Here is a 24,969-nt window from a genome sequence, read left to right on the forward strand (position 1 = left end):
TATAAACAGTATGGGACAAAAGACAAATCCAATAGGTAACAGACTTGGTATCATCAGAGGATGGGATTCTAACTGGTATGGTGGTAACGACTACGGTGATAAAATCGCTGAAGACGCTAAAATCAGAAAGTACATCCACGCTCGTTTAGCAAAAGCTAGTGTATCAAAAATAATTATCGAGAGAACTTTAAAACTTGTAACCGTTACTATCACTACTGCTAGACCTGGTATCATTATCGGAAAAGGTGGTCAAGAGGTAGACAAGTTAAAAGAAGAACTTAAGAAAATCACTGATAAGGAAATTCAAATCAACATTTTCGAAATCAAAAGACCTGAGTTAGATGCTTATTTAGTAGGTAATTCTATCGCTCGTCAAATCGAAAGTCGTATTTCTTACAGAAGAGCTATTAAAATGGCTATGGCTGCTGCAATGAGAATGAATGCAGAAGGAATCAAAGTTATGATTTCTGGTCGTTTAAATGGTGCTGAAATGGCACGTTCAGAGCACTTCAAAGAAGGTAGAATTCCATTATCAACTTTCAGAGCTGATATTGATTATTCATTAGCTGAAGCACATACTACTTATGGTAGAATGGGTATTAAAGTATGGATAATGAAAGGTGAAGTTTACGGAAAAAGAGATCTTTCTCCGTTAGTAGGTATGGACAAAAAAGGACCTAAATCTACAGGATCTTCTTCTCCAAAAGGGAATGGTAAACCAAACCAACGCAAAAGAAAGTAATTATTTTAAATTAAAGAGAAATGTTACAACCTAAAAGAACAAAATACCGTAAGGTACAGAAGGGTAAAATGAAAGGGATCTCTCAAAGAGGTCACGTACTTTCTAATGGTATGTTTGGAATAAAATCTTTAGATTCTGCTTTCATTACTTCACGTCAAATCGAGGCTGCTCGTATCGCTGCAACTCGTTACATGAAGAGAGAAGGTCAATTATGGATTAAGATTTTCCCAGACAAGCCAATTACTAAAAAGCCTTTAGAGGTACGTATGGGTAAAGGTAAAGGTGCAGTTGAATATTGGGCTGCAGTTGTAAAACCAGGAAGAATCATGTTTGAAGTTGGTGGTGTGCCATTAGCAATCGCTAAAGAAGCATTACGTTTAGCTGCTCAAAAGCTTCCTGTTAAAACTAAGTTTGTAGTTGCTAGAGATTTCGAAGCATAATAAAGAAACATTATGAAAAAATCAGATTTATCAAATCTATCAGTAGCTGAGTTACAAAACAAGCTTGGTGAATTAAAGAAGAGTTATTCGGAGTTAACAATGGCTCATACCATTTCTCCAATCGCAAATCCGCTTCAATTAAGATCATTAAGAAGAGAAGTAGCTAGAGTTGCTACAGAATTAAGCAAACGATAGTTATCAATTGTATTCTACTGAAAGATGGAAAATAGAAATTTAAGAAAAGAAAGAGTTGGTGTAGTTACTAGCAACAAAATGGACAAGTCTATTGTTGTTTCTGAAACTAAGAGAGTAAAACACCCTTTATATGGTAAGTTCGTGTTAAAAACTAAAAAATACGTTGCACACGACGAAAAAAATGATTGTAACATTGGTGATACAGTAAAGATCATGGAAACTAGACCTTTATCTAAAACTAAATGTTGGAGATTAGTTGAAATCATTGAAAGAGCGAAGTAATTATGGTACAACAAGAATCAAGATTAAAAGTAGCAGATAACACTGGAGCGAAAGAAGTACTTACGATCCGTGTTTTAGGAGGAACGAAACGTCGTTATGCCTCTGTTGGTGATAAAATTGTAGTTTCAATTAAAGATGCTACTCCAAACGGAAACGTGAAAAAAGGAGCGGTATCAACTGCAGTTGTTGTACGTACCAAAAAAGAAGTGAGAAGAGCCGATGGTTCATACATCAGATTTGATGACAACGCATGTGTGTTATTAAATGCTGCTGGTGAAATGAGAGGTACTCGTGTTTTTGGTCCAGTTGCAAGAGAACTTCGTGAAAAACAATTCATGAAAATTGTATCATTAGCACCTGAAGTGCTTTAATTCTAAATAGACGTGATGAAGTTAAAAATTAAATCAGGTGATCTAGTAAGAGTTATTGCTGGTGACCACAAAGGACAAGAAGGTAAAGTATTACGCGTTCTTCGTGATAAAAATAAAGCCGTTGTTGAAGGTGTGAACATGATTTCAAAACATACGAAACCAAGTGCACAAAATCCTCAAGGTGGTATTGTGAAAAAAGAAGCTCCTATTCATATTTCTAATGTTCAGTTAGTTGATGCTAAAACTAAAGCAACTACTAAAGTTGGATTTAGAACTGAAGGAGATAAGAAAGTAAGATTTTCAAAAAAATCTAATCAAGTATTATAGTTATGGCATACGTACCTAGACTAAAGGAAGAATATAAAAGTAGAGTAATCTCTGCTTTGAAAGAAGAATTTGGTTACAAAAATGTAATGCAAGTTCCAAAATTAGAAAAGATTGTTATTAGCCGTGGTGTTGGTGCTGCTGTTTCTGATAAAAAATTAGTTGATTACGCTGTTGAAGAGTTAACTAAAATTACAGGTCAAAAAGCAGTTCCTACTATTTCTAAGAAAGACGTTGCGTCTTTTAAATTAAGAAAAGGAATGCCAATTGGTGCTAAAGTTACTCTTAGAGGTGAAAGAATGTATGAGTTTTTAGATAGACTTATCACTTCAGCTTTACCACGTGTTAGAGATTTCGGTGGTATCAAGTCTACTGGTTTTGACGGAAGAGGTAATTATAACTTAGGAGTTTTAGAGCAAATCATTTTCCCTGAAATTGATATTGATAAAGTTAATAAAATTGCTGGTTTTGATATTACTTTTGTAACTTCTGCAAACACAGACAAAGAGGCAAAATCATTATTAGCAGAATTAGGATTACCTTTTAAAAAGAATTAAGTTATGGCTAAAGAATCAATGAAAGCCCGTGAGGTGAAAAGAATTGCATTAGTTGAAAAGTATGCTGAGAAAAGAAAAGCTTTGAAAGAAGCTGGTGATTTCGAAGGTTTACAAAAATTACCTAAAAATTCTTGTCCAGTTAGAGTACACAATCGTTGTAAATTAACAGGAAGACCTAGAGGTTATATGCGTCAGTTTGGTATTTCACGTGTTACTTTCCGTGAAATGGCTAACCAAGGTTTAATACCTGGTGTGAAAAAAGCAAGCTGGTAAGATAAAATTAAATATTAACGATTAAAGGTTCGATAGGCGAGTGCCTATCGAAAACCATAATCACAATTTCATACATTATGTATACAGATCCTATTGCAGATTTTTTAACAAGAATCAGAAATGCTGTGAGAGCAAACCATAAAGTGGTTGAAATTCCAGCTTCTAATCTTAAAAAAGAAATCACTAAGATTTTATTCGATCAAGGATATATCTTAAGTTACAAGTTTGAAGATAGTACTGTTCAAGGTACAATCAAAATCGCTCTTAAGTATGACAAAGACACTAAAGAGTCAGTAATCAAAGATATCCAAAGAATTAGTAAACCAGGTTTACGTAAATATGCAAGTTCAACAAACATCCCAAGAATCTTAAATGGTTTAGGTATTGCTATTGTTTCTACTTCAAAAGGAGTAATGACAGGTAAACAAGCTAAACAATTAAATGTTGGTGGTGAAGTAATTTGTTACGTATACTAATAAAAAGAGCAAGCGAATGTCAAGAATAGGTAAAAATCCAATTGCAATTCCAGCAGGAGTAACTGTAGAAGTGAAAGATGCTGTAGTTACAGTAAAAGGAAAATTAGGCGAGCTTTCTCAGGAATTTTCTGATGTAACAGTTAAAATTGAAGATAATCAAGTTATCGTTGAACGTTCATCTGATTATAAAACTGAAAGAGCGAAACACGGATTGTACCGTGCATTAATCAACAATATGATTGTTGGTGTTTCTGAAGGTTTCACAAAGGAATTAGAATTAGTAGGAGTTGGTTATAGAGCTTCTAATGCTGGTCAAAAATTAGACTTAGCTTTAGGTTACTCTCATAACATCGTATTAGAAATCGTTCCTGAAGTTAAAGTGGAAACAATTTCAGAAAAAGGTAAAAATCCGATAGTGAAGTTAACTTCATTCGACAAACAATTATTAGGTCAAGTATCTGCTAAAATCAGATCTTTCCGTAAACCTGAACCTTACAAAGGAAAAGGAGTTAAGTTTGTTGGTGAAGAATTAAGAAGAAAAGCAGGTAAATCAGCTTAAAAATTAAAGTTATGTCATTAACAAAATCTGAAAGAAGACAAAGAATACAGTTCAGAATCAGAAAGATTGTAAGCGGAACTGCTGCTCAACCTAGACTTTCTGTTTTTAGAAGTAATAAAGAAATCTATGCGCAAATCATAGATGATGTAAACGGTGTTACTTTAGTTGCAGCTTCATCAAGAGATAAAGGTGTTGCTAAAGGTACTAAAACTGAAACTGCTAATGCAGTTGGTAAATTGATAGCTGAAAAAGCTCTACAAGCTGGTATCACAACTATCTCTTTTGATAGAGGTGGAAATTTATACCACGGACGTGTTAAATCATTAGCTGAAGGAGCTAGAGAAGCTGGACTTAAATTCTAATTAGGATATGTATCACAATTATAAAAACGTAGAACTAGTAAAACCAGCTGGTCTTGAATTAAAAGATCGTTTGGTAAGTGTTAATCGTGTTACTAAAGTTACTAAAGGAGGTAGAGCATTTGGATTCTCTGCTATCGTTGTAGTAGGTGATGAGCATGGAGTAGTTGGTCATGGTTTAGGAAAATCTAAAGATGTATCTGAAGCTATTGCTAAAGCAGTAGAAGATGCTAAGAAAAATTTAGTTAGAATTCCATTAAGTGGACATTCAGTTCCTCATGAGCAAAAAGGTAAATTTGGTGGGGCTAGAGTATTTTTAATGCCTGCATCTCACGGTACTGGAGTAATTGCTGGTGGTGCTGTACGTGCGGTATTAGAATCAGTTGGTGTTCATGATGTATTATCTAAATCTCAAGGTTCATCTAATCCTCACAATGTAGTGAAAGCAACTTTTGATGCTTTATTACAAATGAGAAGTGCTGCAACTGTTGCTAAGCAAAGAGGTGTATCATTAGACAAAGTATTCAAAGGTTAATAATACAAGGAATCATGGCAAAAATTTTAGTAAAACAAGTAAGAAGTAAAATCAACTGTCCTGCAGACCAAAAGAAAACATTAGTTGCTTTAGGTTTAAGAAGAATGGGGCAAGTTGTTGAGCATGATGCAAATCCTGCTATCCTTGGAATGGTAAATAAAGTTAAACACTTAGTTTCTGTTGAAGAAACTAAATAACACGAATAGTTATGAATTTAAGTAACTTACAACCGGCTGAAGGGTCAACTCATAACCAAAACAAAAGAGTAGGTAGAGGACAAGGTTCTGGAAAAGGTGGTACTTCTACAAGAGGTCACAAAGGAGCTAAATCTCGTTCTGGTTACTCAAAGAAAATTGGTTTTGAAGGAGGTCAAATGCCGTTACAAAGAAGAGTTCCAAAATTTGGTTTCAAAAATATCAATAGAGTAGAATATCAAGGTGTAAACTTAGATACTTTACAAAATTTAGTTGATAATGGTATTGTAACAGATACTGTAGATTTTGCAGTATTAGTTGATTATCGTTTAGCTACTAAAAATAGCTTGGTTAAGATTTTAGGAAGAGGTGAGCTAAAAGCTAAACTAAAAGTAAGTGCTCACAAATTTACAGCATCAGCAAAAGCCGCTATCGAAGCTGCTGGAGGTGAAGCAGTAACTTTATAATTCTTAAAACAAGATGAAGAAATTTATAGATTCATTAGTCAATGTTTGGAAAATCGAAGAACTAAAAAATAAAATTTTAGTGACTCTAGTAATTTTACTTGTGTACCGTTTTGGTTCACAAGTAACTTTACCAGGTATCGATGCAACTAAACTACAAAATCTTACTAACCAAACAGAAGGTGGTATTGGTTGGTTAATCAACGTATTTACAGGAGGTGCTTTTTCTGAAGCGTCTATTTTTGCGTTGGGTATCATGCCATACATTTCTGCATCTATTGTAGTACAATTAATGGGTATTGCTATACCTTATTTACAAAAACTACAAAAAGATGGTGAAAGTGGTAGAAAGAAATTGAATCAAATTACTCGTTGGTTAACAATAGGTATTACCCTAGTACAAGGTCCTGGTTATATTTATAACTTAAAAAATACTTTACCAGGAGATGCATTCAATAGCGATTTCTTTAGTTTCTTCCCTTTATTCAGTTCTGTATTAATCATAGTTACAGGTACAATTTTTGCAATGTGGCTTGGTGAAAGAATTACAGAAAAAGGAATTGGAAATGGAATTTCATTATTAATCATGGTGGGGATATTAGCAAGAATGCCTGAAGCATTTATGCAAGAAATTGCATCTTCAGTATCTCAAAATAATGGTGGTTTAATGAAGATTGTTATTGAAATTATTATATGGTTATTAGTAATAATAGCTTGTATTTTATTAGTAATGGCATTAAGAAAAGTACAGGTTCAATATGCTAGAAGATCTGTTTCTGGTGATTTTGAAGTTGATTCTTTAGGAGATAACAGACAATTTATCCCTTTAAAATTAAATTCTGCTGGTGTAATGCCAATCATTTTTGCTCAAGCAATTATGTTTATACCTGCTGCAATCGCTGGATTATCAAAGTCTGACGCGGCTTTAAGCATCTCAAATATGTTTAAAGATCCATTCGGATTAGTTTATAATATAGTTTTTGCTTTATTAATTATAATTTTTACGTATTTTTACACCGCCATTACGGTGCCAACAAATAAAATGGCAGATGACTTAAAAAGAAGTGGTGGTTTCATTCCTGGTGTTAAACCTGGTGCTGAAACTGGAGATTTTCTTGATAAGTTAATGTCTTTAATCACATTCCCAGGATCTTTATTCCTTGCTTTAATTGCAGTGTTCCCTGCTATTATTCACGGTTTATTAAATGTTCAAGGGGCATGGGCTTATTTTTATGGAGGTACTTCGTTAATCATTATGGTTGGAGTTGCAATCGATACTATTCAACAAATTAATTCATATTTGTTAAATAGACATTATGATGGTTTAATGAAAAGTGGTAAAAATAGAAAAGCTGTAGCTTAATAATATGGCAAAACAATCAGCAATAGAACAAGACGGAACAATTGTAGAAGCATTGTCAAATGCTATGTTCCGTGTAGAGTTAGAAAACGGACACGTTGTAATTGCTCATATCTCTGGTAAAATGCGAATGCATTACATTAAATTGTTACCCGGAGACAAGGTTAAACTTGAAATGAGCCCTTATGACTTATCCAAAGCTAGAATTACTTATAGATACTAAAGGCTATTAAAATGAAAGTAAGAGCATCAGTTAAAAAAAGAAGCGCAGAATGTATTATCGTGCGTAGAAAAGGTAGATTATACGTTATTAATAAAAAGAATCCTAGATTTAAACAAAGACAAGGATAATTATGGCAAGAATTGCAGGGGTAGATATACCTAAGAACAAAAGAGGAATTATTGCTTTAACATACATTTTTGGTATTGGAAAAAGCAGAGCTACTGAGATTTTAGAAAAAGCTCAAGTAAGCCAAGATAAAAAAGTATCTGATTGGAATGACGACGAAATTGGAGCAATCCGTGAAGCTGTTGGTTCATTCAAAATCGAAGGTGAATTACGTTCTGAAATTCAATTAAACATCAAACGTTTAATGGATATCGGTTGTCAAAGAGGAATCCGTCATAGAGCTGGATTGCCTTTAAGAGGACAAAGAACTAAGAATAACTCGAGAACAAGAAAAGGTAAAAGAAAAACTGTTGCTAACAAGAAAAAAGCAACTAAATAATAAGTAAGTAATATGGCTAAGGCAACTACAAAAAAACGTAAAGTTATCGTTGAGTCTTCTGGAGAAGCGCATATTAACGCTACTTTTAATAACATCATCATTTCTTTAACAAACAAGAAAGGTGAAGTAATTTCTTGGTCTTCTGCAGGTAAAATGGGCTTCAGAGGTTCAAAAAAGAATACTCCGTATGCAGCTCAAATGGCAGCTGAAGATTGTGCAAAAGTAGCTCTTGAAGCTGGGCTTAAAAAAGTAAAAGTTTACGTTAAAGGTCCTGGAAACGGAAGAGAATCTGCAATCAGATCAATTCATAATGGTGGAATTGAAGTTACTGAAATCATTGATGTAACTCCAATGCCTCACAACGGATGTCGTCCTCCAAAGAGAAGAAGAGTTTAATAATTATTAAGTATAACAAAGGTAGGAATTAGATTATCGAAGGAAAGACCTTAATTCATAATCCCTACCTTATTTTAAATTTTAGAAATGGCAAGATATACTGGTCCAAAAACAAAAATCGCTCGTAAATTCGGCGAAGCTATTTTCGGTGAAGATAGATCATTCGAAAAAAGAAATTACCCTCCAGGTCAACATGGTTTAGCAAAAAGAAGAGGTAAAAAATCTGAATATGCTGTTCAGTTAATGGAAAAGCAAAAAGCTAAATATACTTATGGTATTTTAGAGCGTCAATTCAGAAACTTATTTGAAAAAGCTTCTGCTGCATCTGGTGTAACAGGTGAAATCCTTTTACAATTATGTGAATCACGTTTAGATAACGTTGTTTACAGAATGGGTATAGCTCCATCTCGTAGAGGTGCTCGTCAGTTGGTTTCTCACAGACACATTACTGTTAATGGTGAAGTTGTAAATATTCCTTCTTACCAATTAAAACCAGGTGATAAAGTTGCAGTTCGTGAAAAATCAAAATCTCTTGAGGCAATTGAGCGTTCTTTAGCTAATTCATCTACTGTATATGAGTGGATTACTTGGAATAATGATACTAAAGAAGGTACTTTTGTTGCTGTACCTCAAAGACTTCAAATTCCAGAAAATATTAAAGAGCAACTAATCGTTGAGTTGTATAACAAATAATAGACATTAGTCGAAATATGGCAATATTTAATTTTCAAAAGCCCGATAAAGTTATCATGATCGATTCTACGGATTTCGAAGGTAAATTTGAATTTAGACCTTTGGAACCTGGTTATGGATTGACTGTTGGTAACGCACTAAGAAGAGTTTTACTTTCTTCACTTGAAGGTTTTGCTATTACTTCAGTTAAAATTGAAGGTGTTGAACATGAATTTTCAACAATCGCTGGAGTAGTAGAGGATGTTACAGAAATTATCTTAAATCTTAAACAAGTACGTTTTAAACGTCAAATTGAAGATATTGATAATGAGTCTGTATCAATTTCTTTATCTGGTAAAGATCAAATAACTGCAGGGGACTTCCAGAAATTTATTTCTGGATTCCAAGTGTTAAACCCTGAATTAGTTATTTGTAATCTTGATAACAAAACTAATATCAATATGGAACTTACTATCGAAAAAGGTAGAGGTTATGTTCCTGCTGAAGAAAATAAAAAGCAAAATGCACCAATTGGTACAATCTTTACAGATTCTATTTATACTCCTGTAAAGAACGTTAAGTATTCAATTGAAAACTATCGTGTTGAACAAAAAACTGATTATGAAAAATTAGTTTTTGAAATCATCACTGATGGTTCAATTCACCCAAAAGATGCATTAACAGAAGCTGCTAAAACTCTAATTCATCATTTTATGTTATTCTCAGATGAAAGAATTACATTGGAGGCTGATGAAATTGCTCAAACTGAGTCGTATGACGAAGAGTCTTTACACATGAGACAGTTGTTAAAAACTAAACTTGTAGATATGGACTTGTCAGTTAGAGCTTTAAATTGTTTAAAAGCGGCTGAAGTTGATACACTTGGAGATTTAGTATCTTTCAATAAAAATGACTTAATGAAGTTCCGTAACTTTGGTAAAAAATCATTAACTGAATTAGATGAATTAGTTGCAGTTAAAGGTTTAACTTTCGGAATGGATTTGTCAAAATACAAATTAGATAAAGAATAAATTACTTCATATTTTGCTCTCCAAAGTGGATTGATGCAAGATGAAGGCTAAATAATTACGTCATGAGACACGGAAAAAAAGTAAATCATTTAAGTAGACAAACAGGACATAGAAAAGCTATGTTAGCTAATATGGCTTGTTCGTTAATCGAGCACAAACGTATTAACACTACTGTTGCTAAAGCTAAAGCTTTAAAACAATTTGTTGAGCCTTTAGTAACTAAATCAAAAGAGGATACTACTCACAACCGTCGTATTGTTTTCTCTTATTTAAGAAACAAATATGCTGTTACTGAGTTATTCAGAGAAGTAGCTGCTAAAGTTGGTGATCGTCCAGGAGGTTATACTCGTATTATTAAATTGGGTAACCGTTTAGGAGATAACGCTGATATGGCAATGATTGAATTAGTAGATTTTAATACATTATATAACGCTACTAAAAAAGAAGCTAAGAAAACAACTCGTAGAAGTAGAGCTACTAAAAAAGCTGATGCACCTGCTGCAGAAGCTCCTGCAGCTGACTCTAATGAAAATTCTGAAGCTACTGAATAATCATGAAAATAGTGCTTTAAATATAAAAAAGGATAAACATATTGTTTATCCTTTTTTTATATCTAGTAATTAATATTTAACTTTGCAACACTCAACAACACAACATGAAATATAATAACAGACCTCAAGCAATTTTGCTTTTAAAAGATGGTACCATTTTTTATGGTAAATCAATCGGAATTTCAGGAACTACATTTGGCGAAATTGCCTTCAATACAGGAACAACAGGTTATCAAGAGATTTTTACAGATCCTTCGTATTACGGACAAATAATGGTTACTACCAATGCACATATTGGTAATTATGGTGTAAATGAAAATGAAGTTGAATCCAATAGTGTTAAAATTTCTGGTTTAGTATGTAAAAACTTTAGTTTTAATTATTCACGTCCCGATGCTTCTGAAAGTCTTTTTGATTATTTACAAAAACAAAATTTAGTAGTTATTTCAGATGTTGATACCAGAGCGTTAGTTAGTTACATTCGTGACAACGGTGCAATGAATGGTGTGATTTGTACTGACGGAACACCAATCGAAGAATTAAAAGCAAAATTAGATGCTATGCCCGATATGAAAGGTCTTGAATTGGCTTCAAAAGTATCAACAAAGGAACCGTATTTCTATGGCGATGAAAAGGCAACCTACAAAATTTCAGCACTTGATTTAGGTATAAAAACAAATATTTTAAGAAATCTTGCTAAAAGAGATTGTTATATTAAAGTTTTTCCATACGATGCCACTTTTGAAGATTTAAGATCTTTTAATCCAGATGGTTTCTTCTTATCTAATGGTCCTGGTGATCCAGATCCACTTCATAGTGCACAAGAAGTTGCACGTCAAATTTTAAATGAAAACCATCCTTTGTTTGGCATCTGTTTAGGTCATCAAGTCATTGCACTGGCTAATGGCATCTCTACTTATAAAATGTTTAATGGGCATAGAGGGATCAATCACCCTGTTAAAAACTTAATTACAGGTAAAGGTGAAATAACTTCTCAAAATCATGGTTTTGCAGTAGTTCGTGAAGAATTAGATCAACATCCTGACTTTGAATTAACTCATGTTCATTTAAATGATGGTACTGTTGCGGGTATGCGTATGAAATCAAAAAATTGTTTTTCTGTTCAATACCATCCAGAAGCTAGTCCTGGTCCGCATGATTCAAGTTATTTATTTGACCAATTTATCGAAAATATTAAAGCATCAAAAAACTAAAACGTTATAGTTTATAAAAATTATTCGCATTTTAAGTTTCGTAAAAAGGAATCGCTAATTTTGTGAATATCATAAATTTAAAAATGAAAAATATGAGTATTATTATTAAAGTTCATGCAAGACAGATATTAGATTCAAGAGGAAATCCAACGGTAGAAGTAGATGTTATTACAGAAAATGGTGTTTTAGGAAGAGCAGCCGTTCCAAGTGGTGCTTCTACAGGTGAACATGAAGCGGTAGAATTACGCGACGGTGGTAAAGCTTACATGGGTAAAGGTGTTTTTAAAGCGATAGAAAATGTAAATACAACTATTGCTTCAGAATTGGTTGGAATGTCAGTTTTTGAGCAAAATGCTATCGATAAAATGATGATTGAATTAGATGGTACTTCTAACAAATCAAATTTAGGGGCTAATGCCATTTTAGGTGTTTCGTTAGCTGTGGCTAAAGCAGCGGCTAATGAATTAGGAATGCCACTTTATAGATACGTGGGTGGTGTTTCTGGTAATACTTTACCAGTTCCTATGATGAATATTATTAACGGTGGTTCACATTCAGATGCACCGATTGCTTTCCAAGAGTTTATGATTATGCCTGTAAAAGCAAAATCATTTACGCATGCCATGCAAATGGGTACTGAAATTTTCCATAATCTAAAAAAAGTATTGCACGATAGAAATTTATCTACTGCAGTTGGAGATGAAGGTGGTTTTGCGCCTAATTTAGCCGGAGGTACGGAAGATGCTTTAGATTCAATTAAATTAGCTGTTGAAAAGGCTGGCTATACTTTTGGAGAGGATATTATGATTGCATTAGATTGTGCAGCTTCTGAATTTTATGTGGATGGAAAATACGATTATACAAAATTTGAAGGTGCAACAGGAAAAGTTAGAACTTCAGAAGAACAAGCCGAATATTTAGCTGAATTATCAAGAAAATATCCAATTATTTCAATCGAGGACGGAATGTATGAAGACGATTGGAACGGTTGGAAATTATTAACAGAAAAAATTGGTTCTAAAGTGCAATTAGTAGGTGATGATTTATTTGTTACTAATGTAGAGCGTTTGTCTAAAGGAATCGAACAAGGAATTGCAAATTCCATCTTGATTAAAGTAAATCAAATTGGTACTTTGTCTGAAACAATTGCTGCTGTAAATATGGCTCATAATGCCGGTTATACTTCAGTGATGTCGCATCGTTCGGGTGAAACAGAAGATAATACAATCGCTGATTTAGCTGTCGCATTAAATTGTGGTCAAATTAAAACAGGTTCTGCTTCTCGTTCTGATCGAATGGCAAAATACAATCAATTATTACGTATTGAGGAAGAATTAGCAGAGGTAGCTTATTTCCCTCAAGAAAAAGCTTTTAAAGTTAAATAATAAAATAGTTATAAAACAGTTATTCAAGCCGGTAATTTTTTTATCGGCTTTTTTAGGTTTATTATTTTGCCATATTAATAAAAAGTTAAGAAAATCAATAGATTTTATATATATCAATATAGCAATTTATCTATTTAATAATTTTAAATTTTAAGATTAATTTGTTAAATTCGCAGAAAACAATATTATTCATAAAAATATATATTTAATCACATGTCAAAAACAGCAATATTAGAGTTAGATGGTGCTAAATTTGAATTTCCTGTAATTGTAGGATCTGAAAATGAAGTGGCTATTGATATTGAAAAGTTGCGTGCTGCAACTGGCGCTATTACAATTGACCCGGGGTATAAAAACTCAGGTTCTTGTAAAAGTGAAATTACTTTCTTAGATGGTGAAGAAGGTATTTTGAGATATAGAGGATATGCAATTGAAGAATTAGCTGATAAAGCAGATTTCTTAGAAGTATCTTACTTAATCATTTTTGGTGAATTGCCAACAAAACAACAATTGGAACAATTCGAAAATGACATCAGAAAGTATACTTTAGTTAATGAAGAAATGAAAAACATCATTGATGGTTTCCCTAAAACCGCGCATCCAATGGGTGTTTTGTCTTCACTAACAAGTGCGTTAACTGCTTTCAATCCAAAAGTAGTTAATGTAGAAAACGAAAAAGAAATGTATGAAGCCATTTGTAAAACAATGGGGAAATTCCTTGTAATTGCAACTTGGACATACAGAAAAATGATGGGTTACCCATTAAATTACTATGATAATACTAAAGGTTATGTAGAAAACTTCATGCGCTTAATGTTTGAATTACCTACTGGACCTTACGCTACAAATAAAACAGTAATCAACGCATTAGATAAATTATTTATCTTACATGCTGATCACGAACAAAACTGTTCTACTTCAACTGTTAGAATCGTTGGTTCATCTCATGCTGGATTGTTTGCCTCTATTTCTGCTGGAGTTTCTGCTCTATGGGGACCATTACATGGTGGAGCTAACCAAGCCGTATTAGAAATGTTAGAGCAAATCCAAAAAGATGGTGGTGATGCACAAAAAGCTTTAGCAAGAGCAAAAGATAAAGACGATCCATTCCGTTTAATGGGATTCGGACACAGAGTTTACAAAAATTTCGATCCTAGAGCAAAAATCATTAAAAAAGCAGCGGATGAAGTTTTGGCTGAATTAGGAGTTAATGATCCAATCTTAAACATCGCTAAACAATTAGAAGAAGCAGCTTTAGTTGATCCTTATTTCGTAGATAGAAAATTATATCCTAACGTAGACTTCTATTCTGGTATTATTTACCGTGCTTTAGGAATTCCTACAGATATGTTTACAGTTCTTTTCGCTATCGGACGCTTACCGGGTTGGATTGCACAATGGAAAGAAATGCGTGTTAACAAAGAACCTATCGGAAGACCACGTCAAGTATATACGGGTTATCCTTTACGTTCATTTGTTGAAATGGATAAAAGATAATAATTTAAAGCCTCGGATTTCGGGGCTTTTTTTTTGGAGCTATTTCCAGCTATCCACTCTATTTTTTAAAAAATTAACTCTAAATGAGATTAATTTTTTAAAAAGATGCCGTTCCTATCTGGGCTAGAACCCACGTTTTTAAAAATAAATCTCTTTTTACTTGACAACCCCTATTTTCAGATTGTATATTTGCAAGCTGATTTTAGAATAATTCTAAAATTTTTGACCCAAAGCTAGTCAATGGGCTAATTTCTAAATACAATTTTATATGAAATTATCTAATTTTAATTTTAATCTACCTGATGAATTGTTGGCTGAATTTCCTTCAGAAAACAGAGACGAATCTCGTTTAATGGTAGTAAACAGAAAAACAGGTACTATCGAACACAAAATGTTTAAGGATATTATCGATTATTTCGATGATGGGGATGTAATGGTGTTGAATAATACAAAAGTATTTCCTGCGCGTTTGTATGGAAATAAAGAAAAAACAGGTGCACGTATTGAAGTTTTCTTATTAAGAGAATTGAATGCAGAACAACGTTTATGGGATGTTTTAGTTGATCCTGCTCGTAAAATTAGAATTGGAAATAAATTATATTTCGGAGACGACGATTCATTAGTGGCTGAAGTTATTGATAATACCACTTCTCGCGGAAGAACATTACGTTTTTTATATGATGGTTCATACGAAGAATTTCGTCAAAAATTAGTAGAATTAGGGGAAACTCCAATTCCTAAATATATTAATCGTGAGGTAACTCCAGAAGATGCAGAACGTTACCAAACTATTTATGCTAAAGAAGAAGGTGCTGTTGCGGCTCCAACTGCTGGGTTACACTTCTCTAAACATTTAATGAAACGTTTAGAAATCAAAGGAATTAACTTTGCAGAAGTAACTTTACATGTCGGTTTAGGTACTTTCAATCCTGTTGAAGTGGAGGATTTATCAAAACACAAAATGGATTCTGAAGAAATGTACGTAACACAAGAAGCGTGTGATATTGTAAATAAAGCTAAAGCAAATAAGAAAAAAGTGTGTTGTATAGGAACTACTTCAATGCGTGCCATGGAAAGTTCGGTTTCATCAATGAAGACTTTAAATCCTTATGTGGGTTGGACTAATAAATTTATTTATCCTCCTTACGATTTTAGTATAGCCGATTGTATGGTTACTAATTTTCATACACCAAAGTCAACTTTGTTAATGATGATTTCTGCTTTTTGTGGTCATGATTTAATGATGAAGGCATATAAAGAAGCAATCGAGGAGAAATATCGTTTCTATTCGTATGGAGATGCGATGTTAATCATCTAATAATATAAAGATCATAAAAATCTCATCGTAATGGTGAGATTTTTTATTTTATGCAACTTTGTGAAATTGAAATTTTATCATTCATAACTTTTCAATACTTTTACAAATCCAAAAAACAAACATTATGAACTTTATTAATTCACGCGAATTTGCTCAGCAATTAGACACTCAAGACGAATTAGCGCATTATAAAAACGAATTTATATTTCCGCAGCATAACGGGAAAAATGTGATTTACTTTACGGGTAATTCTCTAGGACTTCAACCAAAAAGAACTAAAGCTTATGTTGATGAAGTTATGAATGATTGGGCCAATCTAGCTGTGGAAGGTCATTTTTTCTCTGATAAACCTTGGTGGGATTACCACGAAAGATTCTGTGAACCTTTAAGTAAAATTGTAGGTGCAAAAGCTTCTGAAGTGGGTGTCATGAACACGTTAACGGTTAACCTTCACTTATTGATGGTTTCGTTCTATCAACCCACAAAAAACAGATTTAAAATACTTTGCGAAGAAAAAGCTTTTCCTTCTGATCAATATATGCTGCAATCTCAAGTGGCGTTTCATGCAAAAAATTTGGGCTTTGATCCAAAAGAGGCTATTGTTGAAGTAAAAAGAAGAGAAGGGGAATTAAATATTCATCACGAAGATGTAATTGCAAAAATTAACGAAGTAGGTGATGAATTGGCCTTAGTTTTAATTGGAGGGGTTAATTATTATACAGGACAAGTTTTTGATATGAAAACCATAACAAAAGCGGGTCACGATCAAGGCGCACTCGTAGGCTGGGATTTAGCTCATGCGGCAGGAAATATTGAATTGCAATTGCATAATTGGGAAGTTGATTTTGCAGCATGGTGTAGTTATAAATATATGAATTCCGGACCTGGTAATGCTTCTGGATATTTTGTGCATGAAAAGCATCATGCAAATAAAGAATTATCTCGTTTTGCTGGATGGTATGGGCATAATAAAGAACGTCGTTTTTTAATGGAACCATCTTTTGATCCGGTAGAAGGCGCAAATGGTTGGCAAATAAGTAACTTGCCTGTTTTGTCTTTGGCTCCTTATTTGGCTTCAGTAGAAATGTTTGATGAAGTTGGAATGGATAAACTCATTAAAAAAAGAAATTTAATTACATCATACCTTGAGTTTATTTTACATGAAATTGATAAAGAAGTGGAAAGTGCCGAATTCGAGGTGATTACTCCGGCTAATCAAGAGGAAAGAGGTTGTCAATTATCAGTTTATTTACATGGACAAGGAAGGGAATTATTTAATGCATTAATGAGTAATGGTGTTATCACGGATTGGAGAGAACCTAATGTTATTCGTTTGGCTCCTGTACCTTTCTATACTTCGTTTGAAGATATGTATGATTTTGGACAAATATTAAAAAAACTCATTAACAAATAAGACATTTTAGAAAATGACTAAGCAACAAAAGATTGAAAATTTTGATCCTTCACAACCTGGATTGGCAGATGCGACTGTGTTTGGATTGCCTTTTACTGCAGAAGAAAGCGAAATTATTGTAGTACCTGTGCCTTGGGAAGTAACGGTAAGTTATGGAGCTGGCGCATCAGAAGGGCCAGATGCAATTTTAGATGCTTCATTTCAAGTAGATTTGTTACACCAAGATTTTCCCGAGTTATGGAAATTAGGTATCTATATGGATGAGGCGCCAGAGCATTGGAAAAAAAATTCTGAAAAATATAAAGATTTAGCACAGCCTATTATTGAAGCACTTGAAAATGGCGAGGATGTGGCTACTTTTCCTGTATTACAAGCTGATCTAGATAAGATAAATAAGGTGTGTAGAGACTTGCATTCTGAAGTAAAAGCAAGAATTCAGCATTGGCAAAATAAAGGGAAAAAAGTAGTGTTGTTGGGTGGTGATCACAGTACTCCATTAGGGTATTATGAAGCTTTAGCAGCAGTTCACGATAATTTCGGTATCTTACATTTAGACGCACATATGGATTTGCGTATTGCATATGAAGGGTTTACTTATTCTCATGCTTCTATCATGTATAATACTTTACAATTGCCACAGGTTTCAAAAATTGTTCAAGTTGGAATTAGAGATTTTTGCGAACAAGAAGTGGATGTTGTTAAACAATCAAAAGGAAGGGTTACAGTTTATACGGATTCTGATTTGAAAAAAGCTCAATTTGAAGGGGCAACGTGGAAACAACAGTGTGAAGACATCATTGCACAATTGCCTCAAAAAGTATGTATTTCTTTTGATATTGACGGAATGTATCCATGGTATTGTCCAAATACTGGTACGCCAGTTCCAGGAGGTTTTGCATTTGAACAAGCTACTTATTTGTTCAATTTATTAGCCGATTCTGGAAAAGAAATCATTGGTTTTGATCTTGTAGAAGTAGCTCCAGGGGAAGAGGGTGATTGGGATGGTAATGTAGGTGCCAGAATGTTGTTTCATATGTGTGGTGTTCTAGCCAAAAACAATAAAATGCAAGTGGGTAATAAAATCCAATTTTAAATAATCAAGCGAACTTCGGTTCGCTTTTTTTATTGTATTCATGTAATTTTTTCTAAAAATCATGTAATAGCATTATAGCTAAACGGTAGTTACTTTGTAAAATATGAATTAAATATAAAGTAGGATTATGAAAAAGTTAATGTTAATTACAGCAAGCGCATTGTTAGTTCTTTCATGTAAAGATTTTAAAATGCCAAAACAAGAAAAAACGGCTTCAAGAGAACAACAAATTATCGATTCTATGAAACTAGCCATGGAGAAGCAAAGAGTGATTGATTCCATGCAACAAGTAAAAGAAGAGCCTTCAAAAGAAGTTGTTGTAGTAAATAATAAAGAAACAGTAACACAAACTCAAGCTACTCCTCAAAAGAAAAAAATGAGTGGTGCAGTAAAAGGGGCATTAATTGGGGCTGGAGTAGGTGCCGTTACAGGTGCTGTAGTCAGTGAAAAAAAAGGGCAAGGAGCACTTATTGGTGGGGTCGCAGGTGCAGCAGTTGGTGCAGGTACTGGTGCTGTTTTAGATGATAGAAAAAAGAACTAATTCAATAAAAAAAATACTTAAATATGTACGCGTCTTAATCTTAAAAAGGATAAATTTGCATATATAGATTTAGAAATAATGCAAACATCAAAAAAAATCGCAATAGTTGGTTCCGGATTAGTTGGAACGCTATTAGGGATTTATTTAAAAAGAAGAGGGCACACCGTTCATATATTTGATAGAAGTCCAGATATTAGAAAAATTAATTTTTCAGGTCGCTCTATTAATCTTGTATTGTCTCAAAGAGGAATCAAAGCTTTACAAGATGTTGGGTTAGAAGATGAAATTTTAGGTATCGGAATTCCAGTCGAAAAAAGAGCAATTCATACCGGGGTAGATACGGTTACAAATCAGTTTTATGGTAAAGATGGTGAAGTGATTTATTCTATTTCTCGTGGCTTACTAAACAAAAAAATGGTGGATTTAGCTGAAAAAGCGGGTGTCGAGTTTTTCTTTGAAAGTAAGATATGGGATGTAACTCTTTCGGATGCAACACTGCATATGGGAGAAGAAGAACGTGGAGAATGGACGGAACTTAAATACGATTTGGTTTTCGGAGCAGATGGTGCTTTTTCTCGAATAAGACATAGAATGCAACGTCAAAGTATGTTTAATTATTCACAAGAATTCTTAAATATAGGATATAAAGAGTTAAATATTCCCGCAAATCCTGATGGTTCTCATAAACTAGATAAGGGTTCTTTACATATTTGGCCAAGAGGTAATTACATGTTAATGGCGTTGGCAAATTTAGACGGTAGTTTTACTTGTACTTTGTTTATGCCACATGATGGTGAAAATTCATTTGAGTCTTTACAAACGAAAGAGCAATTGGTAGATTTCTTTGCAGAACATTTTCCAGATACAAAAGAAGTGATTCCAAATTTAGTCGAAGATTTCTTCAAAAATCCAACCAGTTATTTGGTTACCATGAAATGTTTTCCTTGGACGTATAGTGATAAGGTAGCTTTAATTGGTGATGCTTGTCATGCTATTGTGCCTTTTTATGGACATGGGATGAATGCTGGTTTTGAAGATATTACCGTATTAGAACAAATGATGGAAAAATACGGCGATGATTGGGCTAATTTATTGAATGATTATGAAAATTCAAGAAAACCAAATGCAGATGCCATCGCTGAATTGTCGTACCGTAATTTTATGGAGATGAGTGCAAAAACGGCGGACAAGAAATTTTTATTGCAAAAGAAAATTGAAAAATGGTTTTCAGAAAAACATCCCGATAAATGGATTCCTCTCTACTCTCGCGTAACGTTTAGTCATCAGCCTTATTCAGAAGCTTTAGCTGAAGGCGACAAACAGAACAAGATCATGGAAGAAATCCTGAGTATGGAATCTATCGAGGAAATTTGGGATACAGAAGTAATAGAACATAGAATCTTAGATTTGTTAAAATAAGAAAAGTGACTATTAAGTCACTTTTCTTATTTTTCTTCTCTGTGAACTAAATCCATACTAAAAGAAGGCGTGCAAATTGCTATATACTCACAAGCTTCGTCAAAAGGATTAGAATATTGTACTCGAGTGTTCTTTTCAATTTTTATCGATTGACCTGCTTCAAGAATTATTTTTTCATTTTCAATGATAAATTGTTTTTTGCCTTTTATAATATAAGTATATTCATCAAATTCTGGTGTTTGAAAAGGCTCACTCCAACCTGGAGGTGCTATCATATGTGCAATTGATAGTTCTTTATTTTTTGTAGTGGCTAAGCCATGATGCTCTTCAATTAATTTTCCATCTGTAGTTGGAACTACAAAAGGATTGTTTTGAATAAAATATTTTTTCATAAATTTTTGAATTTATTTTTTAAAAATAAAATATACAGCTAATATCAAAAAACAAAAGCCAACGGCATGGTTCCATTTAAAACTCTCATTTTTGAAAAAAAGAAGGGAAAAAATAACAAAAACGACCAGTGTAATTACTTCTTGTATAACTTTTAGTTGCATTAACGAAAAAGGACCGCCATTCCCTTGAAATCCAATTTTGTTTGCCGGTACTTGAAAACAATATTCGAAAAGTGCTAAACCCCAACTAATCAGAATTATAGTAATTAATCCAGCATTTTCAAACCATTTTAACTCTTTAAATTTTAAATGCCCATACCAAGCTAATGTCATAAATACATTTGAAAGAATCAATAGGCCAATGGTTAGTAGACTTTTCATTATCTTTTTTTCTTAAATAACATCATGATTACCCTAAATAAGCCCGAAATAAAAGCAGCGCTTGTTAAAAATTTGATGATTGGATTTTGTCTTGTACTGCTTTGTTTTTCTTCTTTTTCTTCGGCTTTTTGTTCTTCAATTTCTGCTTGTTCTTCTTGAATTTTTTCAATTCTTTTCGCTAAAATTTCAGCCGCACTTTCCTTCTCAATGGTGTCTTTATATTTCTTATAAAGTTTTGATTTTGATATTGATTCTTCTATTTCTTCTGGTGTTAAAACATCCATTCGACTTTCGGGTGCGCGCATCATTGTTGCTACTAAAGGAGTGGGTATACCTTTTTCGTTTAAAGCTGTAACAAATGCTTCTCCAATACCAAGTTGTGTCAATAATTCGTCAGCATCATAAAATTCAGAATCAGGATAATTTTCAGCAGTCATTTTTATTGCTTTTCTATCATTTGCAGTAAAAGCTCTTAAAGCATGTTGAATTTTTAAACCCAATTGTGCTAAAACTCCGCTAGGAACATCTTGAGGATTTTGTGTTATGAAATAGATACCAATTCCTTTTGAGCGGATTAATTTTACAATAGTTTCAATTTGGTCTAAAAGTGTGTTGCTTGCTTCGTTAAAAATCAAATGCGCTTCATCAATAAACAATACAAATTCGGGTTGTTCAGCGTCTCCTTTTTCAGGCATTTTGTTGTAAATCTCAGATAAAAGACACAACATAAAAGTGGAAAATAATTTTGGTTTGTCTTGTATGTCAGTTAAACGAATGATGTTTACAAATCCTTGTCCGTTTTCATCAATACGAAGAAAGTCATTAATATCGAACGATAATTCACCAAAAAATAAATGAGCGCCTTGTTCTTCTAATTCAATAACTTTTCTTAAAATTGAACCTGTTGAGGCAGTAGAAATTCTTCCGTATTCTGCTTCAAATTCTTCTTTACCTTCTTCTGTAGCAAAATTCAAAACCTTTTTGAAATCTTTTAAGTCTAAAAGAGGAATTTCATTGTCTTTACAATATTTAAAAACAATAGATACCACTCCAGCCTGTGTTTCGTTCAAATCTAAAATTCGAGAAAATAAAACAGGTCCAAATTCCGAAACAGTAGCTCTTAAACGCACCCCGTTTTGTTCGGAAATAGTATAGAGTTCAACTGGGAATTGTTGTGGTTTAAAAGGAATATTTATTTTTTGATGTCTTTCCGTAATAAAAGGTTTTTCTTCTCCCATAGCCGCAATTCCACTGAAATCACCTTTAATATCCATCATTAAAACAGGGATGCCTTTTTTTGAAAGTTGTTCAGAGAGTACTTGAATGGTTTTGGTTTTACCTGTTCCGGTTGCACCAGCAATTAAGCCGTGTCGGTTTAAGGTTTTTAAAGGAATAGCTATTTGTGTCTCTGCAATAGTTTCTCCATTAAGTATTCCGGCGCCAAGTGTAATAAAATCACCTTTTGAAGTGTAACCTTCTTTTATAGTAGATATGAAATTTTCTGTTGTCATTTTTAAGAAATTATTGATTACAAAGATTTATAATTTAAATTTAAAAAAAAATTTGAATAATGCAATTTTTGGTATAATGTTTGTTAGTAAAATTATCTTAACGTTAATTTTTATAGATTTAGTTTTTTTTTAAAGTCTATTTCATATAAATTTGCGTCCAAACATAATTCAAATTAAATAAATTATTAATCAATTTTAAACTAAAAATTAAGAAAATGGCACAGGATTTAAAAGTTTCTGGAGAGAACAAAGAAAACAAAGGAGCAAGTATTTTTGCTGCAGCTACAATTTTAGTATGTTTAGTAATTGGATTTCTAGTGTGGAAATTCGTTATGGGAGCATCTGCGAATTTTGAGGGTGGAGATCCTGAGAATGGTCACCCACTACCAGGGAACTATTTAGGAATGGTTTATAAAGGTGGTATGATTGTACCTGCGTTAATGGGGTTATTATTAATGACGTTAGTTTTCTCAATTGAAAGATTCTTTGTTATCAACAAAGCAGCTGGGAAAGGTGATTTAGAGAAATTTGTTAAAAACGTATTAGGGCAAATCAAATCTGGAGATGTTCAAGGAGCTATCGCTTCATGTGATGCACAACAAGGTTCAGTTGCAAATGTTGTTAAAGCTGGATTATTGAAATCAGAGCAAGTAAGAAAAGATGGATTAGATGTAGAAAAAGCTACTGAAAATATTACTAAAGAAGTTGAACAAGCTACTTCATTAGAAATGCCAATGTTAGAGAAAAACTTAACAATTTTATCTACATTAGTATCAATTGGTACGTTATTAGGATTATTAGGAACAGTATCTGGTATGATTAAAGCGTTCGCTGGTTTAGCAACTGCAGGAACTCCTGATCAAGCTCAGTTAGCAAACGGTATTTCTGAAGCGTTAATCAACACAGCTACAGGTATCTCAACTTCTACTTTAGCAATTATTGCTTACAACTACTTTACATCAAAAATTGATACTTTAACTTACTTTATTGACGAAGCTGGTTTTGCTATTTCTCAAGCTTATAAAAGAGCTAAAGGGAGCAACTAATTTTCAATAATATAGTACTAAGTTAAAATATAAATTTAAGATGGCAAAGGTTAAAATATCTAAAAAAAGTACAAAAATAGACATGACGGCTATGTGTGACGTTGCGTTCTTATTATTGTCCTTTTTTATCATGACATCAACTGCAAAAGTTCCTGAGCCAAAACCAGTAGATACTCCTGCTTCAACAGTTCAAGCAAAATTGCCTGAGCATGATTTAGCAACAATTACTATTGGAGATAGCGCTGTGTTTTTTAGTATGACAGATAGAGATTTACGAGTTAAAACTCTTGAAATTATGGCTGATAAATATGGGATGGAATTTTCAGAAGATGAAAAATCTAAATTTGCACTAATCGATGGATTCGGGGTGCCTTTAGACGAGTTAAAATCACTAATCGCTCTTCCGGGAGCTGAAAGAAATAAAGAAGGTTTACAAAAAGGTATCCCTTATGAAACACCTGCCGATTCTACTAAGAAAAGTCAGTTAGGGGACTGGGTTCTTTCTTCTCGTGAAGCATTAGTTGAATTAAGAACTAAGGATTTGAAATTTGCTATAAAAGCAGATGGAAAAGAAAAATATCCTACAGTAAAAAAAGTGTTAGACATGATGCAAAAGCAAGAAGTGAACAACTTTTATTTAGTTACAGGATTAAGAAGTGAAGATTTTTAATTAGAAAATAAAGAAATAACATGGCAGAATTAAATACCGGCGGCGGCGATAAAGGCGGCAAGGTAAGAAGTAAAAAGTCGAACCCTGGGGTTGACTTAACAGCGATGGTTGACTTGGCTTTCTTGTTAATCACATTCTTTATCTTGACAACTACATTGTCTAAGCCACAATCTATGGATTTAGCCTTACCAGATAAAGATCAAGATATAAAAGATGAGAAACCACCTGAAACACCAGCTTGGAGAACTTTAACGGTAGTTTTGGGAAAAAATAATAAATTAGTTTATTATATTGGACAAACAAAAGAACCTTTAAAAGGTCCTTTAGTTGAAAATTATGGTGGTAAAGGTATCAGAAAAGCAATTTTAGCACAACAACAAGAAGTTAAAGCTCGAGTTGCAGATCCTGAGAAAGAAACACTTACAGTGTTAATCAAAGCAAGTAAATCTTCAAATTATAAAAATTTAGTAGATATCTTAGATGAAATGGCAATTACTAAAACTAAAGTTTATGCTATTGTAGATACTACTCCTGAAGATTTAAAAATGCTTGAAGATAAAGGAATTAAATAACCCTAAC

Annotated in this window: 36 protein-coding genes; 33 read left to right on the forward strand and 3 right to left on the reverse strand. The window is 33.2% G+C overall.

The genetic code is table 11. From position 1 onward, the window contains the following. The first annotated feature begins 10 nt into the window (after positions 1-10). The 30 genes from rpsC to KQS_RS02960 all read left to right on the forward strand — a co-directional run bounded on the left by rpsC (position 11) and on the right by KQS_RS02960 (position 20,390). On the forward strand, positions 11-742 hold the full coding sequence (rpsC, locus tag KQS_RS02820) for a 30S ribosomal protein S3 (protein ID WP_014387703.1): 732 nt from the start codon (positions 11-13) through the stop codon (positions 740-742). A 20-nt stretch (positions 743-762) separates the two neighbouring features. Beyond that, complete coding sequence (gene rplP / locus KQS_RS02825; RefSeq protein ID WP_014387704.1) at positions 763-1,182, forward strand: 50S ribosomal protein L16; 420 nt, start codon at positions 763-765, stop codon at positions 1,180-1,182. 12 nt (positions 1,183-1,194) lie between these two features. Beyond that, positions 1,195-1,377, forward strand: a complete 183-nt coding sequence (rpmC, locus tag KQS_RS02830) for a 50S ribosomal protein L29 (RefSeq protein WP_014387705.1) — start codon at positions 1,195-1,197, stop codon at positions 1,375-1,377. 24 nt (positions 1,378-1,401) lie between these two features. Next, positions 1,402-1,659: a 30S ribosomal protein S17 gene (gene rpsQ / locus KQS_RS02835; protein WP_014387706.1), complete on the forward strand. Its 258-nt coding sequence runs from the start codon at positions 1,402-1,404 to the stop codon at positions 1,657-1,659. Positions 1,660-1,661: 2 nt separating this feature from the next. Beyond that, complete coding sequence (gene rplN / locus KQS_RS02840) at positions 1,662-2,030, forward strand: 50S ribosomal protein L14 (RefSeq protein ID WP_007803649.1); 369 nt, start codon at positions 1,662-1,664, stop codon at positions 2,028-2,030. Positions 2,031-2,042: 12 nt separating this feature from the next. Further along, on the forward strand, positions 2,043-2,357 hold the full coding sequence (gene rplX, locus KQS_RS02845) for a 50S ribosomal protein L24 (protein ID WP_041251969.1): 315 nt from the start codon (positions 2,043-2,045) through the stop codon (positions 2,355-2,357). A 2-nt stretch (positions 2,358-2,359) separates the two neighbouring features. Continuing rightward, positions 2,360-2,911: a 50S ribosomal protein L5 gene (rplE, locus tag KQS_RS02850; protein ID WP_014387708.1), complete on the forward strand. Its 552-nt coding sequence runs from the start codon at positions 2,360-2,362 to the stop codon at positions 2,909-2,911. A 3-nt stretch (positions 2,912-2,914) separates the two neighbouring features. After that, entirely contained in the window at positions 2,915-3,184 is a 270-nt protein-coding gene (gene rpsN / locus KQS_RS02855) for a 30S ribosomal protein S14 (RefSeq protein WP_014387709.1), read from the forward strand. A gap of 77 nt (positions 3,185-3,261) precedes the next feature. Next, entirely contained in the window at positions 3,262-3,660 is a 399-nt protein-coding gene (gene rpsH / locus KQS_RS02860; protein WP_014387710.1) for a 30S ribosomal protein S8, read from the forward strand. Positions 3,661-3,676: 16 nt separating this feature from the next. Beyond that, entirely contained in the window at positions 3,677-4,219 is a 543-nt protein-coding gene (gene rplF / locus KQS_RS02865; RefSeq protein WP_014387711.1) for a 50S ribosomal protein L6, read from the forward strand. Positions 4,220-4,230: 11 nt separating this feature from the next. Beyond that, positions 4,231-4,581, forward strand: a complete 351-nt coding sequence (gene rplR, locus KQS_RS02870; protein ID WP_014387712.1) for a 50S ribosomal protein L18 — start codon at positions 4,231-4,233, stop codon at positions 4,579-4,581. A 7-nt stretch (positions 4,582-4,588) separates the two neighbouring features. Then, on the forward strand, positions 4,589-5,113 hold the full coding sequence (rpsE, locus tag KQS_RS02875; RefSeq protein WP_014387713.1) for a 30S ribosomal protein S5: 525 nt from the start codon (positions 4,589-4,591) through the stop codon (positions 5,111-5,113). Between the two features lie 14 nt (positions 5,114-5,127). Then, entirely contained in the window at positions 5,128-5,310 is a 183-nt protein-coding gene (gene rpmD / locus KQS_RS02880) for a 50S ribosomal protein L30 (RefSeq protein ID WP_014387714.1), read from the forward strand. 11 nt (positions 5,311-5,321) lie between these two features. After that, on the forward strand, positions 5,322-5,774 hold the full coding sequence (gene rplO / locus KQS_RS02885; protein ID WP_014387715.1) for a 50S ribosomal protein L15: 453 nt from the start codon (positions 5,322-5,324) through the stop codon (positions 5,772-5,774). A 13-nt stretch (positions 5,775-5,787) separates the two neighbouring features. Beyond that, on the forward strand, positions 5,788-7,134 hold the full coding sequence (secY, locus tag KQS_RS02890) for a preprotein translocase subunit SecY (RefSeq protein ID WP_014387716.1): 1,347 nt from the start codon (positions 5,788-5,790) through the stop codon (positions 7,132-7,134). Between the two features lie 4 nt (positions 7,135-7,138). Next, complete coding sequence (infA, locus tag KQS_RS02895; RefSeq protein WP_014387717.1) at positions 7,139-7,354, forward strand: translation initiation factor IF-1; 216 nt, start codon at positions 7,139-7,141, stop codon at positions 7,352-7,354. An 11-nt stretch (positions 7,355-7,365) separates the two neighbouring features. Continuing rightward, positions 7,366-7,482 carry a type B 50S ribosomal protein L36 gene (gene ykgO, locus KQS_RS14160; protein WP_002987490.1) on the forward strand — a complete coding sequence of 39 codons (117 nt, stop codon included), beginning with the start codon at positions 7,366-7,368 and terminating at the stop codon, positions 7,480-7,482. A 2-nt stretch (positions 7,483-7,484) separates the two neighbouring features. After that, positions 7,485-7,859, forward strand: coding sequence for a 30S ribosomal protein S13 (gene rpsM / locus KQS_RS02900; protein WP_014387718.1), 375 nt, complete (start codon positions 7,485-7,487; stop codon positions 7,857-7,859). A gap of 12 nt (positions 7,860-7,871) precedes the next feature. Further along, complete coding sequence (gene rpsK / locus KQS_RS02905; RefSeq protein WP_014387719.1) at positions 7,872-8,255, forward strand: 30S ribosomal protein S11; 384 nt, start codon at positions 7,872-7,874, stop codon at positions 8,253-8,255. Positions 8,256-8,342: 87 nt separating this feature from the next. Continuing rightward, positions 8,343-8,948, forward strand: a complete 606-nt coding sequence (rpsD, locus tag KQS_RS02910; protein WP_014387720.1) for a 30S ribosomal protein S4 — start codon at positions 8,343-8,345, stop codon at positions 8,946-8,948. Positions 8,949-8,965: 17 nt separating this feature from the next. Continuing rightward, entirely contained in the window at positions 8,966-9,958 is a 993-nt protein-coding gene (locus KQS_RS02915) for a DNA-directed RNA polymerase subunit alpha (protein ID WP_014387721.1), read from the forward strand. A 62-nt stretch (positions 9,959-10,020) separates the two neighbouring features. Further along, positions 10,021-10,509 (forward strand): 50S ribosomal protein L17, encoded by a 489-nt coding sequence (gene rplQ, locus KQS_RS02920; RefSeq protein WP_014387722.1) that lies wholly within the window; start codon positions 10,021-10,023, stop codon positions 10,507-10,509. A 104-nt stretch (positions 10,510-10,613) separates the two neighbouring features. After that, on the forward strand, positions 10,614-11,723 hold the full coding sequence (gene carA, locus KQS_RS02925) for a glutamine-hydrolyzing carbamoyl-phosphate synthase small subunit (RefSeq protein WP_014387723.1): 1,110 nt from the start codon (positions 10,614-10,616) through the stop codon (positions 11,721-11,723). Between the two features lie 92 nt (positions 11,724-11,815). Then, the gene (eno, locus tag KQS_RS02930; protein WP_014387724.1) at positions 11,816-13,108 is read left to right on the forward strand and encodes a phosphopyruvate hydratase; all 1,293 of its coding nucleotides are present in this window, start codon (positions 11,816-11,818) and stop codon (positions 13,106-13,108) included. A 213-nt stretch (positions 13,109-13,321) separates the two neighbouring features. Further along, a complete protein-coding gene (locus KQS_RS02935) occupies positions 13,322-14,605 on the forward strand; it encodes a citrate synthase (RefSeq protein ID WP_014387725.1) in 1,284 nt (427 codons plus the stop codon). A 268-nt stretch (positions 14,606-14,873) separates the two neighbouring features. Further along, on the forward strand, positions 14,874-15,923 hold the full coding sequence (queA, locus tag KQS_RS02940; RefSeq protein WP_014387726.1) for a tRNA preQ1(34) S-adenosylmethionine ribosyltransferase-isomerase QueA: 1,050 nt from the start codon (positions 14,874-14,876) through the stop codon (positions 15,921-15,923). Positions 15,924-16,047: 124 nt separating this feature from the next. After that, positions 16,048-17,337 carry a kynureninase gene (gene kynU, locus KQS_RS02945; protein ID WP_014387727.1) on the forward strand — a complete coding sequence of 430 codons (1,290 nt, stop codon included), beginning with the start codon at positions 16,048-16,050 and terminating at the stop codon, positions 17,335-17,337. Between the two features lie 13 nt (positions 17,338-17,350). Continuing rightward, positions 17,351-18,430, forward strand: a complete 1,080-nt coding sequence (locus KQS_RS02950) for an agmatinase family protein (RefSeq protein ID WP_014387728.1) — start codon at positions 17,351-17,353, stop codon at positions 18,428-18,430. A 127-nt stretch (positions 18,431-18,557) separates the two neighbouring features. After that, the gene (locus KQS_RS02955) at positions 18,558-18,971 is read left to right on the forward strand and encodes a glycine zipper family protein (RefSeq protein ID WP_014387729.1); all 414 of its coding nucleotides are present in this window, start codon (positions 18,558-18,560) and stop codon (positions 18,969-18,971) included. Positions 18,972-19,049: 78 nt separating this feature from the next. Then, positions 19,050-20,390 carry an FAD-dependent oxidoreductase gene (locus KQS_RS02960; RefSeq protein WP_014387730.1) on the forward strand — a complete coding sequence of 447 codons (1,341 nt, stop codon included), beginning with the start codon at positions 19,050-19,052 and terminating at the stop codon, positions 20,388-20,390. A gap of 26 nt (positions 20,391-20,416) precedes the next feature. On the opposite strand, the gene KQS_RS02965 is transcribed toward KQS_RS02960, so the two are convergent. The 3 genes from KQS_RS02965 to KQS_RS02975 are packed head-to-tail and all read right to left on the reverse strand — an operon-like array spanning position 20,417 to position 22,674. Beyond that, positions 20,417-20,782: a cupin domain-containing protein gene (locus KQS_RS02965; protein ID WP_014387731.1), complete on the reverse strand. Its 366-nt coding sequence runs from the start codon at positions 20,780-20,782 to the stop codon at positions 20,417-20,419. Positions 20,783-20,794: 12 nt separating this feature from the next. Beyond that, the gene (locus KQS_RS02970; protein ID WP_014387732.1) at positions 20,795-21,163 is read right to left on the reverse strand and encodes a DMT family protein; all 369 of its coding nucleotides are present in this window, start codon (positions 21,161-21,163) and stop codon (positions 20,795-20,797) included. Next, on the reverse strand, positions 21,163-22,674 hold the full coding sequence (locus KQS_RS02975) for a helicase HerA-like domain-containing protein (RefSeq protein ID WP_014387733.1): 1,512 nt from the start codon (positions 22,672-22,674) through the stop codon (positions 21,163-21,165). Before KQS_RS02975 ends, KQS_RS02970 begins: the two co-directional genes overlap by 1 nt. Before the next feature lie 215 nt (positions 22,675-22,889). On the opposite strand from KQS_RS02975, the gene KQS_RS02980 reads away from it, so the two are divergent. From KQS_RS02980 to KQS_RS02990, 3 genes are read left to right on the forward strand one after another with little or no spacing between them, the layout of a single operon-like run. Beyond that, a complete protein-coding gene (locus KQS_RS02980) occupies positions 22,890-23,720 on the forward strand; it encodes a MotA/TolQ/ExbB proton channel family protein (protein ID WP_014387734.1) in 831 nt (276 codons plus the stop codon). Positions 23,721-23,760: 40 nt separating this feature from the next. Continuing rightward, positions 23,761-24,390 (forward strand): biopolymer transporter ExbD, encoded by a 630-nt coding sequence (locus KQS_RS02985; protein WP_041251970.1) that lies wholly within the window; start codon positions 23,761-23,763, stop codon positions 24,388-24,390. Between the two features lie 20 nt (positions 24,391-24,410). Beyond that, complete coding sequence (locus tag KQS_RS02990; RefSeq protein ID WP_014387736.1) at positions 24,411-24,962, forward strand: ExbD/TolR family protein; 552 nt, start codon at positions 24,411-24,413, stop codon at positions 24,960-24,962. The last annotated feature ends 7 nt before the right edge of the window (positions 24,963-24,969 follow it).

Origin of the sequence: Flavobacterium indicum GPTSA100-9 = DSM 17447 (assembly GCF_000455605.1) — a bacterium.
GTDB classification, from domain to species: domain Bacteria; phylum Bacteroidota; class Bacteroidia; order Flavobacteriales; family Flavobacteriaceae; genus Flavobacterium; species Flavobacterium indicum.

What these genes read in the sequence shown, in the direction of transcription:
- rpsC (WP_014387703.1), top strand. Translation starts at nt 11, where the DNA reads ATGGGACAAAAGACAAATCCAATAGGTAACAGACTTGGTATCATCAGA.
- rplP (WP_014387704.1), top strand. Translation starts at nt 763, where the DNA reads ATGTTACAACCTAAAAGAACAAAATACCGTAAGGTACAGAAGGGTAAA.
- rpmC (WP_014387705.1), top strand. Translation starts at nt 1,195, where the DNA reads ATGAAAAAATCAGATTTATCAAATCTATCAGTAGCTGAGTTACAAAAC.
- rpsQ (WP_014387706.1), top strand. Translation starts at nt 1,402, where the DNA reads ATGGAAAATAGAAATTTAAGAAAAGAAAGAGTTGGTGTAGTTACTAGC.
- rplN (WP_007803649.1), top strand. Translation starts at nt 1,662, where the DNA reads ATGGTACAACAAGAATCAAGATTAAAAGTAGCAGATAACACTGGAGCG.
- rplE (WP_014387708.1), top strand. Translation starts at nt 2,360, where the DNA reads ATGGCATACGTACCTAGACTAAAGGAAGAATATAAAAGTAGAGTAATC.
- rpsN (WP_014387709.1), top strand. Translation starts at nt 2,915, where the DNA reads ATGGCTAAAGAATCAATGAAAGCCCGTGAGGTGAAAAGAATTGCATTA.
- rpsH (WP_014387710.1), top strand. Translation starts at nt 3,262, where the DNA reads ATGTATACAGATCCTATTGCAGATTTTTTAACAAGAATCAGAAATGCT.
- rplF (WP_014387711.1), top strand. Translation starts at nt 3,677, where the DNA reads ATGTCAAGAATAGGTAAAAATCCAATTGCAATTCCAGCAGGAGTAACT.
- rplR (WP_014387712.1), top strand. Translation starts at nt 4,231, where the DNA reads ATGTCATTAACAAAATCTGAAAGAAGACAAAGAATACAGTTCAGAATC.
- rpsE (WP_014387713.1), top strand. Translation starts at nt 4,589, where the DNA reads ATGTATCACAATTATAAAAACGTAGAACTAGTAAAACCAGCTGGTCTT.
- rpmD (WP_014387714.1), top strand. Translation starts at nt 5,128, where the DNA reads ATGGCAAAAATTTTAGTAAAACAAGTAAGAAGTAAAATCAACTGTCCT.
- rplO (WP_014387715.1), top strand. Translation starts at nt 5,322, where the DNA reads ATGAATTTAAGTAACTTACAACCGGCTGAAGGGTCAACTCATAACCAA.
- secY (WP_014387716.1), top strand. Translation starts at nt 5,788, where the DNA reads ATGAAGAAATTTATAGATTCATTAGTCAATGTTTGGAAAATCGAAGAA.
- infA (WP_014387717.1), top strand. Translation starts at nt 7,139, where the DNA reads ATGGCAAAACAATCAGCAATAGAACAAGACGGAACAATTGTAGAAGCA.
- ykgO (WP_002987490.1), top strand. Translation starts at nt 7,366, where the DNA reads ATGAAAGTAAGAGCATCAGTTAAAAAAAGAAGCGCAGAATGTATTATC.
- rpsM (WP_014387718.1), top strand. Translation starts at nt 7,485, where the DNA reads ATGGCAAGAATTGCAGGGGTAGATATACCTAAGAACAAAAGAGGAATT.
- rpsK (WP_014387719.1), top strand. Translation starts at nt 7,872, where the DNA reads ATGGCTAAGGCAACTACAAAAAAACGTAAAGTTATCGTTGAGTCTTCT.
- rpsD (WP_014387720.1), top strand. Translation starts at nt 8,343, where the DNA reads ATGGCAAGATATACTGGTCCAAAAACAAAAATCGCTCGTAAATTCGGC.
- KQS_RS02915 (WP_014387721.1), top strand. Translation starts at nt 8,966, where the DNA reads ATGGCAATATTTAATTTTCAAAAGCCCGATAAAGTTATCATGATCGAT.
- rplQ (WP_014387722.1), top strand. Translation starts at nt 10,021, where the DNA reads ATGAGACACGGAAAAAAAGTAAATCATTTAAGTAGACAAACAGGACAT.
- carA (WP_014387723.1), top strand. Translation starts at nt 10,614, where the DNA reads ATGAAATATAATAACAGACCTCAAGCAATTTTGCTTTTAAAAGATGGT.
- eno (WP_014387724.1), top strand. Translation starts at nt 11,816, where the DNA reads ATGAGTATTATTATTAAAGTTCATGCAAGACAGATATTAGATTCAAGA.
- KQS_RS02935 (WP_014387725.1), top strand. Translation starts at nt 13,322, where the DNA reads ATGTCAAAAACAGCAATATTAGAGTTAGATGGTGCTAAATTTGAATTT.
- queA (WP_014387726.1), top strand. Translation starts at nt 14,874, where the DNA reads ATGAAATTATCTAATTTTAATTTTAATCTACCTGATGAATTGTTGGCT.
- kynU (WP_014387727.1), top strand. Translation starts at nt 16,048, where the DNA reads ATGAACTTTATTAATTCACGCGAATTTGCTCAGCAATTAGACACTCAA.
- KQS_RS02950 (WP_014387728.1), top strand. Translation starts at nt 17,351, where the DNA reads ATGACTAAGCAACAAAAGATTGAAAATTTTGATCCTTCACAACCTGGA.
- KQS_RS02955 (WP_014387729.1), top strand. Translation starts at nt 18,558, where the DNA reads ATGAAAAAGTTAATGTTAATTACAGCAAGCGCATTGTTAGTTCTTTCA.
- KQS_RS02960 (WP_014387730.1), top strand. Translation starts at nt 19,050, where the DNA reads ATGCAAACATCAAAAAAAATCGCAATAGTTGGTTCCGGATTAGTTGGA.
- KQS_RS02965 (WP_014387731.1), bottom strand. Translation starts at nt 20,782, where the DNA reads ATGAAAAAATATTTTATTCAAAACAATCCTTTTGTAGTTCCAACTACA.
- KQS_RS02970 (WP_014387732.1), bottom strand. Translation starts at nt 21,163, where the DNA reads ATGAAAAGTCTACTAACCATTGGCCTATTGATTCTTTCAAATGTATTT.
- KQS_RS02975 (WP_014387733.1), bottom strand. Translation starts at nt 22,674, where the DNA reads ATGACAACAGAAAATTTCATATCTACTATAAAAGAAGGTTACACTTCA.
- KQS_RS02980 (WP_014387734.1), top strand. Translation starts at nt 22,890, where the DNA reads ATGGCACAGGATTTAAAAGTTTCTGGAGAGAACAAAGAAAACAAAGGA.
- KQS_RS02985 (WP_041251970.1), top strand. Translation starts at nt 23,761, where the DNA reads ATGGCAAAGGTTAAAATATCTAAAAAAAGTACAAAAATAGACATGACG.
- KQS_RS02990 (WP_014387736.1), top strand. Translation starts at nt 24,411, where the DNA reads ATGGCAGAATTAAATACCGGCGGCGGCGATAAAGGCGGCAAGGTAAGA.